This is a genomic window from Pedobacter sp. A2324 (genome assembly GCF_059693705.1).
Map to the genome: position 1 here is coordinate 129,352 of NZ_JCASSK010000003.1, position 12,346 is coordinate 141,697.

The window sequence follows — 12,346 nt, forward strand, 5'->3', positions numbered from 1 at the left end:
TACTTACTATGAAAACAGAGCAAAACGATAAAAACACGAGTAACCGCCGTGATTTTATTAAAACTTCAGCCATTGCGGCTGCTGCGTTTATGATTGTTCCCCGCCACGTACTGGGTGGACCAGGATATTTAGCGCCAAGCGATCGTTTACTGATAGCTGGTATTGGTGTTGGCGGAAAAGGCCAGAGCGATATTGACATGTTCTACAAGAGCGGAAAGGCAGACATCGCTTTCCTTTGTGATGTAGATGATCGCCGGGCTGCTAACAGCGTAAAGGCTTTCCCAAAAGCAAAATATTACAAAGACTGGCGTGAGATGCTGGACAAAGAGCATAAAAACTTTGATGCCGTATCCGTGTCTACACCCGATCATAATCATGCTATCCAGGCTTTGGCAGCTATGCAGCTGGGAAAACATGTGTATGTTCAAAAGCCATTAACACACGACATACATGAAGCCCGTATTCTGACAGCTGCTGCTAAAAAATATAAAGTAGTTACGCAGATGGGTAACCAGGGCGCATCCAACGACGGTCCGCGCCAGATGAAAGAATGGTACGAAGCCGGATTGATCGGTGATGTACATACCGTATACGCCTGGACAAACCGCCCTGTCTGGCCTCAGGGGATTCCATGGCCGGATAAGAAAGCAGAAATTCCGAAAGAACTGGACTGGAACTTATGGCTAGGTACCGCACCTGATCAGGATTATGTGGATAAACTGGTTCCTTTCAACTGGCGTGGCTGGTGGGATTATGGAACAGGTGCATTAGGCGATATGGGTTGCCACCTGATCGAGGCTCCATTCAGCGTATTGAATCTGAAGTATGCTAAAGAAGTGGAAGCAAGTGTTGGCTCTGTTTATGTGGATGAATTTAAACGCGGATATTTCCCTGAAAGCTGCCCTCCTTCAAGCCATGTGACCTTGAAATTTCCTAAAACTGATAAAACCAAAGGTGATGTTACCTTACATTGGATGGATGGCGGCATTCAACCGGAACGTCCTGAAGAACTTGAAGCAAATGAAACATTTGGTGACGGAGGAAACGGAACCTTATTTATCGGTACAAAAGGTAAGATGATGTCCGAAACCTATAGTGCAAACCCAAAATTATTGCCACTCAGTCGCAATAAAGACATTAAGGTAGCACAGAAATACAAGCGCGTTCCCGACGGTGCCAACGGGCATTATAAACAGTGGGTAGAAGCTGCCATTGCCGGATATGGCAAACAGGAAGTGAGTTCACCCTTTGAAATCGCCGGTCCCTTAACAGAGGCCTTATTGATGGCGAACCTGGCAATCAGAAGTTTTGATATTCAAAAAACAGTGAATAATAAAACAACCTATCCGGGCCGCTATATGAAAATGCTTTGGGATAACAACAATATGAAAATCACCAATTTCGATGAAGCCAATCAGTTCGTAAAACGCGAATACCGTAAAGGCTGGAATAATTTAACTCTTTAAAATAATTCCGTCATTACGAGGTACGAAGCAATCTCACTAATAAGATTGCTTCGTACCTCGCAACGACGATAACTTGATTATACAATGAAAAAAATCTTCATATCAGCTTGTATCCTTTTAGCGGTTACGCAAATCGCACAGGCTCAGAAAGGGTTTAAGCCATTATTTGATGGCAAAACCACTAAGGGATGGCACACTTATAACAAAACAGGTGTAGGAAGTGCATGGCAAGTTCATGATGGCGCGCTGCATCTCGATCTGGCGACAAAAGGAAATGATGGCGGTGGCGACCTGGTTACGGATAAAGAATATGGTGATTTCCATTTAAAATACGACTGGAAGGTTGCACCTAAAGCAAATAGCGGAGTCATTTTTTACGTTCATGAAGATCCTCAATATCACGCTACCTATTCTACAGGACTGGAAATGCAGGTGATTGACAATGATGGTCATGCTGATGGAAAGTTCCCTAAACACCGTGCCGGTGATTTGTACGATCTGGTAAAAAGTAAATCTGAACCGGTTAAGCCTGTAGGCGATTGGAACAAAGCGGAAATTATCAGTAAAAAAGGTAAATTGACTTTAATTTTAAATGGTGTAACCGTTGTGGAAACTACCCTATGGGATGCAAACTGGAAAACGATTGTTGCAGGAAGTAAGTTTGCCACCTGGAAAGACTGGGGTACTTTCAAAACCGGTAAAATTGCTTTGCAAGATCATGGCGATGAAGTGTGGTATAAAAACATCTCTATAAAAGAACTTTAAATCATTGATTTTGTACCTTAACCATCTTACATAAAATAATAATTACTAGCCAAATGAATACCATCACACGTTTCAAACTCTCCACCATGATGTTCCTGGAATTTTTTATCTGGGGTGCATGGTTTGTAACCCTGGGCACATTTTTAGCCAACAACCTGAAAGCTACAGGCGCCGAAACAGGCGCTGTATTTTCTACCCAATCATGGGGAGCTATTATTGCGCCTTTCATCATCGGGTTAATTGCCGACCGATATTTCAATGCGGAAAAAATATTAGGCGTGCTACATATCATTGGTGCCATTCTGATGTATCAAATGTATAATGCAACGGATGTTAGCGTATTCTACCCATATGTACTGGCCTACATGATTCTTTTCATGCCAACACTTGCATTGGTGAACTCGGTTTCTTTTAATCAGATGCAGGATCCTGAAAAGGAATTTGCGAATATCAGGGTGTTTGGAACAATCGGCTGGATCGTTGCTGGCTTGCTCATCAGCTATGCATTCCATTGGGATTCACCGGAAGGTATTCAATCAGGCTTACTAAAAAGCACATTCCTGATGGCAGGAATTGTTTCACTAGGCTTAGGGCTATTTAGTTTCACACTACCTGCTACACCACCAAAAGTGGCTAAAGGTGAGAAAATAAAAGTAAGCGACATCCTGGGTTTAGATGCGCTGAAACTATTGAAGGATAAAAACTTTGCAGTCTTTTTCATTTCTTCTATTTTAATTTGTATTCCACTGGCCTTTTATTACCAGAACGCCGGTTTATTCCTGGCTGATATCAAGGTAGAAAATCCAACAGGAAAAATGGCAATTGGCCAGGTTTCAGAAGCCTTATTTTTGTTGGCTATCCCGGTATTCTTTTCAAAATACGGTTTCAAAAAAACCATTTTGGTAGGTATGCTGGCCTGGGCTATCCGATACGTTTTGTTCGCCTTTGGAAATGCCGGTGATTTAAGTTTTATGCTGCTTATTGGTATTGCTTTACACGGGGTATGTTACGATTTCTTCTTCGTTTCTGGTCAGATTTACACCAACTCTAAGGCAGGCGAAAAGTTTAAAAGCGCTGCACAGGGACTAATCACACTGGCAACTTATGGTGTTGGTATGTTAATTGGTTTTGCTGTTGCGGGTAAAATATCGGACGCCTATAAATCAGCAGAGGGTGTAATGGACTGGAAAATGGTTTGGATCATTCCAGCTGGAATTGCCGCAGTTGTATTCCTGCTATTTGCTGTATTGTTTAATGATAGAAGTAAATCGGAAACGGTAGCTGCATAATCCATGAGCCTGAACAGAAGAAATGCATTAAAGAACATCATTGCAGGAACTGCTGCAATTGGTGTTTCTTCCGGTTTAACTGCTTTAGCGGCAGAACAGCCAGATGTCAATAAAACCAAAGCTTTGAAAGGAAATATCAATCATGCTGTATGCCGCTGGTGTTTTAGCACTTGGGATGTGGAAACGCTATGTACTGAAGCTAAAAACATCGGCATCAAAGGCATTGATCTGGTTGGTCCTAAAGACTGGCCGATACTTAAAAAACATGGCTTGGTATCCACCATGTGCAACGGCGCAGAAATCAATTTAGTTGATGGTTTTAACGACAAGCAATTTCATGAAACGCTGATTAAAAACTATTCTGCAATGATTCCACTGGTAGCACAAGCCGGGTATAAAAACCTAATTTGTTTTAGTGGAAACAGAAGGGGAAAAGACGATGAAACTGGATGGAATAATTGCGTTGAAGGCCTGAAACAATTGATGCCATTGGCAGAAAAACATGGGGTGGTGTTGGTTATGGAATTGCTCAACAGCAAAATAAATCATAAAGATTACCAGTGTGATAAAACCGCCTGGGGAGTTGAACTTTGTAAACGTCTGGGGTCTGAAAACTTCAAACTGCTTTACGATATCTATCACATGCAAATTGATGAAGGTGATTTGATCAGGACAATAAAAGAAAACCATCAGTACATTGCCCACTACCATACCGCTGGGGTTCCGGGAAGGAATGAGATCGATGAAAGTCAGGAGATTTATTACCCGGCGATAATGAAAGCAATTGCCGAAACCGGTTTCAAAGGTTATGTGGCGCAGGAATTTATACCAAAAAATGCAGATAAACTGGGCTCATTAAAAAAGGCCATAGCCATCTGCGATATTTAAGTCTGGCATTATGTTAACAAGAAGAAGTTTTATACTAAGTAGCAGTATGGCTGCCGCAGCAGCATTAGTAATCCCGTCTTTTGCCTGCTCAGGTGAAAAGAAAAACGTAGGATTACAGCTCTGGTCGCTAAGGGATGAGCTACCAAAAGATGTTAAAGGAACGATTGAAAAAGTTGCAAAAGCTGGGTTCACTCAAATAGAATCATACGGTTTTTCCATTAAGGATCAATTCTGGGGCTTATCGCCGGTAGACTTTAAAAAATTGCTGGAAGCGAATAACCTAACCATGCCAAGCGGTCATTACAGCTTAACCAGTTTTTTATCAGAAGGTAAAACCGAAGAACTGGAAGATGCTATTGCTGCGGCTAAAGTGTTGGGAAGCGACTACGTTACAGTGCCCTGGCTTGAAGAAAGTATCCGTAAAAATGCAGATGATTATAAGACATTAGCTAAACGCTTAAACCTTGCCGGTAAAATGTGTAAAGATGCCGGATTAAGGGTAGCCTATCATAACCACAATTTCGAGTTCGATAAACAAGGTGATACCACCGGGTATCAGATTTTGCTAAGTGAAACAGACAAAAATCTGGTAGACTTTGAACTGGATTTATACTGGGTGGTTCGTTCTGGTAACGACCCGCTTAAATTATTTAAAGAAAACCCGGGACGTTTCACCATGTGGCATGTCAAAGACATGGACAAAACAGATCCGGCTTTAAATGCTGAGGTTGGAACCGGCTCGATTGATTTTAAGCCCATTTTTGCGGATGCAAAACTTTCTGGCATGAAACACTTTTTTATAGAGCACGAGAGTAATTATAAGCCAAATCCTATGGAATCTGTAGCAGCAAGCTGCGCATACGTTAAAAAAGAATTAATTTAAATACTATGAATTCTAGAAGAAACTTTATTAAGCAGGCAAGCTTTGCCGCTGGTGCTGCTTTGCTTATCCCCTCTTTTGCATTCAATAGAGCGAGTAAAAATGTTGGCTTGCAATTGTATACATTAAGAGACCTTCTGCCTAAAGATGTAACAGGTGTAATTGAAAAAGTTGCGCAGGCAGGTTATAAAGAAGTTGAAACTTACGGTTTCTCGAACGGAAAATTCTGGAATTTAACCACTAAGGAATTTAAATCATTATTAGATGCCAATGGCTTAAAAGCACCAAGCGGTCATTACGGAATGGACGATTTTGTGAAAACAGGCAGTACCGATAAAATAAAAGCAGACATTGAATCTTCAGCTGCTCTTGGAGGCAAATATTTTACCATTGCAGGGGCTCATGTGGATATGACGAAGGGTGCAGATGGCTTTAAGAAAACTGCTGCTGACTTCAATAAGGTTGCAGAAATTGCAAAAGCTTCAGGCTTAAAATTTGCCTATCACAACCACGATTTCGAGTTCAAAAAGCTGGGAGATACTACAGGATACGATGTTTACCTTCAGGAAACGGATAAAAACCTGGTGAGCTTCGAAATGGATTTGTACTGGGTAGTCCTATCTGGCAACGATCCACTGGCATTGTTTAAGAAATATCCTGGCCGCTTCCCAATGTGGCATGTGAAAGATATGGATAAAGCTAAGCCAGAATTAAATACAGAAGTTGGTAAAGGTTCTATCGATTTCAAAAAAATATTTGCGCAGGCTAAATTATCAGGAATGCAAAACTTTTTTGTTGAGCACGAGAACAATTATCAGCCAGATCAGATCAGGTCGATTACCACAAGTTGTGCCTACATTAAAGCCAATCTGATATAGTAAAAAGCACTGGTCTTAGCTAAAGTTTAGGACCGGTGCTTTTGATTTGCGGAAATATAATACGCTCAACTAGTTTAGCTTCCCCGCCAGTACACAGGTATTTTTAAAACGTTTTGTGAAACCGTTCAGGTCAAAAACGTCAAATACCACAACATAGATTCCGATGCCGGCTTTCATTCCGCTATCATCAAGTCCATCCCAGCTCAAAGTTCCGCTGGTACCTATCGTTTGATTTTTCAACAATTTACGGATCAGCCTCCCTCTGTCGGTGTAAATGTTGACTGTTGCCAGCATCGAATTTTCTGCAAACTGATAATCCAGGTTTAGGATGTCGTCATAACCATCTTCATCGGGAGAAAAGGTTTTACGCGCTAACCGTACAAAGTTTTCTTCTCCCGATGTTTCCTGAGAATTTTTGTAAGTCGGTGTAGCGAAACCTGCTACCGCAGCTGCAGATTTAAAATTTGAAGGGTCATTAGTATCCACACTAAAAGACACCCGTTCTATCGATATTCCGTCTTCATCCTGAATAAGGGGATGATGAACCTTTGCACTGTAGTTTAACCGGTCGATAATCACATTGTTACTTAAGAGCACTACCGAGCCCTTATCGTTACTAAAAGCAGGCAGACTACCAATTTGTACAAACTGAGCAGGAAATCTGGCATGGTAATTTTCTTTGATATTGGCCTGATTACTAGTAATCACATAATAACTTCCTGCCGGGATCATCAGCTTAACTGCAGAAACATTTTTAATGCTCGCTGGTTCACCTGCAGAATTTATGTTGGCCAGCTGAAGATCCTTCAAATCTATTTCATGACTGGAATTGTTGTATATCTCGACAAAATCAACCCCACCGGGCCGCGGATTAAACAATACTTCAGAAATCAGAATATCGCCTTTACTGATTATCCGCAGGGGAATATCAGGCTTCAGGCGGCTTCTGTGGACCAGCTTTTCTGGGATGGGTGGCCGGATCATTCTATCCTCCTGTTCGTTAGCAGAAACAGGATTGAGAATATTTAAAGCAAAATTAACATGTAACAATAGGGATATAAGCTTAATTTTTACCATATTTGGACTTATATCAAATGTTTAATAAATATAATAATTAAAATTTAAAATGAAAGTAGCAGTAGTAGGTGCAACCGGATTGGTTGGTACCGTAATGTTAAAAGTATTGGAGGAAAGAAATTTCCCTTTGACAGAGTTGATTCCCGTAGCATCAGAAAAGAGTGTTGGTAAGGAAATTACTTTTAAGGGTAAGAAGTTCCCAATCGTTAGCATGGACACTGCAATTGGCATGAAACCTGATATCGCATTGTTTTCTGCCGGTGGAAATACTTCATTGGAACATGCACCACGCTTTAAAGAAGCTGGAACAACGGTAATTGATAATTCATCTGCCTGGAGAATGGATCCTGCAGTTAAACTTATCGTTCCGGAAGTGAATGCACACGAGCTGTCGATTGACAATAAGATTATCGCAAACCCAAACTGTTCTACCATCCAGATGGTGGTGGTTTTAAAACCTTTACACGACAAATACAAAATCAAACGTGTGGTGGTATCTACTTATCAATCCGTTACAGGAACAGGCGTTAAGGCTGTTGATCAGTTAATGAACGAGCGTGCAGGTATTGATGGACCTAAAGCTTATCCGTACGAAATTGATCTGAATGTCCTTCCCCATATCGATGTTTTCATGGATAACGGTTACACGAAAGAGGAAATGAAAATGGTGAAGGAAACGAACAAAATTATGAGCGATAACAGCATTAAGGTTACTGCAACTACCGTTCGTATTCCGGTAATGGGTGGTCACTCTGAATCAGTAAACATTGAATTCGAGAATGATTTCGACCTGGCAGAAGTGCGTAGTATTTTAGAAAAAGCACCGGGTGTAATCGTAGTAGATGATGTTGCCAACTTAAAATACCCGATGCCGAAAGATGCACATGAAAAAGATGAAGTATTTGTAGGTCGAATCCGCAGGGATGAATCTGCACCTAAAGCTTTAAATCTTTGGATTGTAGCCGACAATTTGCGTAAAGGCGCTGCAACAAACGCAGTTCAGATTGCTGAATACTTAATTCAAAAAGAGTTAGTTTAAAATAAACAAGAGCCCTTCAAATTAAAATTGAAGGGCTTTTTTATGCGCTCTCCAAAATGAAGTCAATTACGAAATGAAATTTTTCAATCTATTAGTCCTCTGTGTCTTTTCTTTTGCCACAGCGAATGCACAAAGCAAAATTCAAAACCTGGAAAAAGCCTTCAACATTTTATTAGCTGATGATCAGGCGAGGCATGCCATCACTTCGCTATGTGTGTTAGATGCCAATACCGGCAAAACCCTTTTTGCGAAAAATGAGCAGATTGGTCTGGCTACAGCCTCAACGCTTAAAACAATTACTGCAGCGACGGCGTTCAGCATTTTAGGAAAAGATTTCCAGTACCAGACTACCCTTGCCTATACAGGTACCATTACAGGCGGAATTTTAAACGGAAACCTGATCGTCATCGGGAGCGGCGACCCCACTCTGGGATCATGGCGCTATCAAAACAAAGAAAACAATGTTTTAACGCAATGGGTTTCAGCAATTAAATCTGCCGGCATAACAAAAATAGAAGGCGCCATCATTGGCGACGACCGCATTTTTGGTACGCAGACGACCCCTGAGGGTTGGGTATGGCAAGACATTGGTAATTATTATGGCGCGGGCACATCAGGCCTGGCCTGGAGAGAGAATCAGTTTGACATACACCTGAAACCAGGTTCAGACACCGCTCAAGAGGTTAAAATTATCAAGTCTGTACCTCAAACCCCATACATACAAATTGTAAATGAGCTAAAAACCGGGGCATCGGGAACAGGCGACAGAACATATGCTTTCCTCCCTCCCTACAGCAATGTTGCTTACCTGCGTGGCAGCTGGGGTATGGGTATTGGCAAATCAGGCATCTCCGTCGCTCTTCCTGATCCTGCCTATGATTGTGCCTACCGCTTACAGGATACATTGAAAAGGCTCGGCGTTTCCGTAAGCCAGGAGCCTACAACCATCAGATTGATGAGCTTAAAAAAACTGCCTATCCCATCAGTCACTCAGAAAATCAGTACCATCACCTCTCCCCCTTTAAGTGAAATTGCTTATTGGTTTCTAAAAAAGAGTATCAATCTTTACGGAGAAAGCCTGCTTAAAACTATCGCTTTAAAATCCGGCAAGCCCGCAACAACGGCCAAAGGCGCCGAAACTGAAATAAACTTCTGGGCAGATAAAGGCATTGATAAATCGGCTTTGAATATCATTGATGGTAGTGGATTATCACCAGGAGACCGCATCACCACTTCAGCAATGGCAGCGGTTTTATTTCAGGTTCAGAAAGAAACCTGGTTTCCTAATTTCTACAAAGCCTTACCCGAATACAATGGGATGAAGATTAAAAGTGGAACGATAAACGATGTATCTGCATTTGCAGGTTATTATACAGATGCATCAGGTAATAAATATATAATGGTAATTAACATCAACAATTACAGTGGAAGCGGCATTAACAAAAAGCTGTTCAAAGTTTTAGATGAGTTGAAATAAATTGATGTTTCGGTCCTGAACCAATTAAAAACTGAACCTATACAGGGAAGTTTTCATTCAAAAAAATCTAATTGTAAAACCATTGCAAACAGAATTTTGAATTTAGATGTTGATATTACCATGAATATTACCGTATCGAAGCAAAACAACCAATCTAAAGAGGATAATGTGACATATACATTTGGCGATCACGTCCATGTTGTTGACGACGCCTTTTTTATGCCACAGCTTGGTAAGCACCGAAAAATCTGGATCTACCTACCAAAAAGCTACAAACATTCCAGCAAAAAATACCCTGTGCTTTATATGCACGACGGGCAAAACCTGTTCCATGCTACACCTCCCAGAAACGATGAGTGGGCAGTAGATTCAGTAATAGATGGCCTTATTCGGGATGGGGAAAAGGAAATGATTGTTGTAGGGATTGATCACGGAGACCAGGACAGGATGAATGAATACAACCCATATGATAGTGAGCATGGAAAAGGAGAAGGAAAAGCTTATGCTCAATTCATTGCTGAAACATTAAAACCCTATATTGATTCAACCTACAGAACCCTAACAGATGTCAAAAATACCGCTATTGCGGGCAGCTCAATGGGTGGATTGATATCCATGTATACCATATCAGCTTACCCGGGAATATTTGGCGCTGCAGGTATTTTCAGCCCTTCATTTTGGGCGGCACCTGATATCTTCAACGACGTTAAGGATCATTTAACTGCTCTTAAAAACAGCAAAATCTTTTTTGTCGCCGGAGATAAGGAAGGGGCAAAAATGATTGATAATATCAGAAAAGCCTATAATCTATTGAGCCACGATGCTACCACCAACCCCAATATTGTATTTATTGAAAAAGAAGACGGCAAACATACTGAATGGTTTTGGCACCGGGAGTTCGTTACTTTCTATCAGTTTATTGCACAATAAATTCATCCTGACCCACCGGTTACAAAAACAGATCAAGACGTATTCGATCCATTATGGTTACTTGTTTCCGGTGATCAAAACCCTTCTGTATTAATTTAAAGTTAATGTATAATTAAGCAAGACCACTATCCTAACATTAACGCTCAAAACGCTTTATTTATTTAAAAATAATACTAACTTTGATGTTGCGCTTAGTAATTGTATTTTATACACTAAGCAGGTTAAAAAATCAACAAAAAATCAAATAAAAATGAGCATAATTGTTAATGTCCATGCAAGACAAATCCTCGATTCAAGAGGTAATCCAACAGTAGAAGTAGAAGTAGTTACAGAAGCAGGCGCTTTTGGCCGTGCAGCTGTACCAAGCGGTGCATCTACCGGACAATATGAGGCTGTTGAATTACGTGACGGAGATAAATCTACATATTTAGGTAAAGGCGTTTTAAAAGCTGTTGAAAATGTAAATACCAAAATCGCTGAGGCTTTAAGAGGTATTGATGTTTTTGAGCAAAACGCAATCGATAAATTAATGTTAGAACTTGATGGTACTGAAAACAAAGGTAACTTAGGTGCAAACGCAATTTTAGGTGTTTCTTTAGCGGTTGCTAAAGCGGCTGCCGATGAAATCGGTCAACCTTTATACCGTTATATCGGTGGTGTAAATGCCAACACTTTACCAATTCCAATGATGAACATCATCAATGGTGGTTCTCACTCTGATGCGCCTATCGCATTCCAGGAGTTTATGATCATGCCAGTTGGTGCACCTTCATTTTCTGAGGCTTTGCGTTGGGGAACCGAAGTTTTCCATAGCTTAAAGAAAATCCTTCACGACCGGGGCTTATCAACTGCTGTTGGTGATGAAGGTGGTTTCGCACCTACTTTCGATGGCACTGAAGATGCAATTGAAACTGTTTTAAAAGCAATCGAAACTGCAGGTTACAAACCAGGTTCACAAATTTGTTTGGCATTAGACTGTGCTTCATCTGAGTTCTATAAAGATGGCAAATACGATTACACTAAATTTGAAGGTGCTACCGGCGTGATTCGTTCAAGCGAAGAACAAGCTCAATATCTGGCTGACCTTTCTGCAAAATATCCGATCATCTCTATTGAAGATGGTATGGATGAAAACGACTGGACTGGCTGGAAAAGCTTAACCGACAAAATTGGCGATCACGTTCAATTAGTGGGTGATGATTTATTCGTAACCAATGTAACCCGTTTACAACGTGGTATCGACGAAGACACAGCAAACTCTATCTTAGTAAAAGTAAACCAGATCGGTTCATTAACTGAAACCATCAATGCGGTTACTTTAGCTCAAAACAGTGGTTATACTTCGGTAATGAGTCACCGTTCTGGCGAAACTGAAGATGTAACCATCGCTGATTTAGCTGTTGCCTTAAACTGCGGTCAGATTAAAACAGGTTCTGCTTCACGTTCAGACAGGATTGCAAAATACAATCAATTATTACGTATCGAAGAAGAATTAGGTGAGAACGCACGTTTTATCGGTTCTAAATTCAAATACGCTAAAAAATAAATCTTATTCCTTTAAAGGAATTAAGAGACCCAAGGCAGTATTTTTGCCCTGCGTGTTAATAAGTTGAAAAACTTATTTGAAGAACATCCGGAGATTTAAAATCTTCGGATG

General features: G+C 40.8%; 11 protein-coding genes. 10 read left to right on the top strand and 1 reads right to left on the bottom strand.

Going from position 1 to position 12,346, the window contains the following annotated elements; translation table 11 throughout:
• The first annotated feature begins 8 nt into the window (after positions 1-8).
• The 6 genes from AC570I_RS09855 to AC570I_RS09880 all read left to right on the top strand — a co-directional run bounded on the left by AC570I_RS09855 (position 9) and on the right by AC570I_RS09880 (position 6,166).
• Complete coding sequence (locus tag AC570I_RS09855; protein ID WP_047798573.1) at positions 9-1,466, top strand: Gfo/Idh/MocA family protein; 1,458 nt, start codon at positions 9-11, stop codon at positions 1,464-1,466.
• 84 nt (positions 1,467-1,550) lie between these two features.
• Positions 1,551-2,231 (top strand): 3-keto-disaccharide hydrolase, encoded by a 681-nt coding sequence (locus AC570I_RS09860; protein WP_497405325.1) that lies wholly within the window; start codon positions 1,551-1,553, stop codon positions 2,229-2,231.
• Positions 2,232-2,284: 53 nt separating this feature from the next.
• Positions 2,285-3,520: a nucleoside permease gene (locus AC570I_RS09865; RefSeq protein ID WP_497405326.1), complete on the top strand. Its 1,236-nt coding sequence runs from the start codon at positions 2,285-2,287 to the stop codon at positions 3,518-3,520.
• Between the two features lie 3 nt (positions 3,521-3,523).
• Positions 3,524-4,408 carry a hydroxypyruvate isomerase family protein gene (locus AC570I_RS09870; protein WP_497405327.1) on the top strand — a complete coding sequence of 295 codons (885 nt, stop codon included), beginning with the start codon at positions 3,524-3,526 and terminating at the stop codon, positions 4,406-4,408.
• 10 nt (positions 4,409-4,418) lie between these two features.
• Complete coding sequence (locus tag AC570I_RS09875) at positions 4,419-5,291, top strand: sugar phosphate isomerase/epimerase family protein (protein ID WP_497405328.1); 873 nt, start codon at positions 4,419-4,421, stop codon at positions 5,289-5,291.
• A 5-nt stretch (positions 5,292-5,296) separates the two neighbouring features.
• Complete coding sequence (locus AC570I_RS09880; RefSeq protein WP_497405329.1) at positions 5,297-6,166, top strand: sugar phosphate isomerase/epimerase family protein; 870 nt, start codon at positions 5,297-5,299, stop codon at positions 6,164-6,166.
• Positions 6,167-6,235: 69 nt separating this feature from the next.
• Here AC570I_RS09880 and AC570I_RS09885 read toward each other — a convergent pair whose 3' ends face one another.
• Positions 6,236-7,243 (bottom strand): lamin tail domain-containing protein, encoded by a 1,008-nt coding sequence (locus AC570I_RS09885; RefSeq protein WP_497405330.1) that lies wholly within the window; start codon positions 7,241-7,243, stop codon positions 6,236-6,238.
• A 49-nt stretch (positions 7,244-7,292) separates the two neighbouring features.
• Here AC570I_RS09885 and AC570I_RS09890 point away from each other — a divergent pair, with 49 nt between their 5' ends.
• The 4 genes from AC570I_RS09890 (at position 7,293) to eno (ending at position 12,235) form a co-directional block, all read left to right on the top strand.
• Complete coding sequence (locus tag AC570I_RS09890; protein ID WP_047798580.1) at positions 7,293-8,282, top strand: aspartate-semialdehyde dehydrogenase; 990 nt, start codon at positions 7,293-7,295, stop codon at positions 8,280-8,282.
• Positions 8,283-8,355: 73 nt separating this feature from the next.
• Complete coding sequence (dacB, locus tag AC570I_RS09895) at positions 8,356-9,759, top strand: D-alanyl-D-alanine carboxypeptidase/D-alanyl-D-alanine endopeptidase (protein ID WP_497405331.1); 1,404 nt, start codon at positions 8,356-8,358, stop codon at positions 9,757-9,759.
• 96 nt (positions 9,760-9,855) lie between these two features.
• Positions 9,856-10,689: an alpha/beta hydrolase gene (locus AC570I_RS09900; protein ID WP_497405332.1), complete on the top strand. Its 834-nt coding sequence runs from the start codon at positions 9,856-9,858 to the stop codon at positions 10,687-10,689.
• 250 nt (positions 10,690-10,939) lie between these two features.
• Positions 10,940-12,235, top strand: a complete 1,296-nt coding sequence (gene eno / locus AC570I_RS09905) for a phosphopyruvate hydratase (RefSeq protein ID WP_047798582.1) — start codon at positions 10,940-10,942, stop codon at positions 12,233-12,235.
• Positions 12,236-12,346: the final 111 nt, after the last annotated feature.

Excerpts from the sequence above, each read along its gene's own strand:
- AC570I_RS09875 (WP_497405328.1), top strand. The coding sequence starts at position 4,419 with ATGTTAACAAGAAGAAGTTTTATACTAAGTAGCAGTATGGCTGCCGCA.
- AC570I_RS09865 (WP_497405326.1), top strand. The coding sequence starts at position 2,285 with ATGAATACCATCACACGTTTCAAACTCTCCACCATGATGTTCCTGGAA.
- dacB (WP_497405331.1), top strand. The coding sequence starts at position 8,356 with ATGAAATTTTTCAATCTATTAGTCCTCTGTGTCTTTTCTTTTGCCACA.
- eno (WP_047798582.1), top strand. The coding sequence starts at position 10,940 with ATGAGCATAATTGTTAATGTCCATGCAAGACAAATCCTCGATTCAAGA.
- AC570I_RS09880 (WP_497405329.1), top strand. The coding sequence starts at position 5,297 with ATGAATTCTAGAAGAAACTTTATTAAGCAGGCAAGCTTTGCCGCTGGT.
- AC570I_RS09855 (WP_047798573.1), top strand. The coding sequence starts at position 9 with ATGAAAACAGAGCAAAACGATAAAAACACGAGTAACCGCCGTGATTTT.
- AC570I_RS09890 (WP_047798580.1), top strand. The coding sequence starts at position 7,293 with ATGAAAGTAGCAGTAGTAGGTGCAACCGGATTGGTTGGTACCGTAATG.
- AC570I_RS09870 (WP_497405327.1), top strand. The coding sequence starts at position 3,524 with ATGAGCCTGAACAGAAGAAATGCATTAAAGAACATCATTGCAGGAACT.
- AC570I_RS09885 (WP_497405330.1), bottom strand. The coding sequence starts at position 7,243 with ATGGTAAAAATTAAGCTTATATCCCTATTGTTACATGTTAATTTTGCT.
- AC570I_RS09860 (WP_497405325.1), top strand. The coding sequence starts at position 1,551 with ATGAAAAAAATCTTCATATCAGCTTGTATCCTTTTAGCGGTTACGCAA.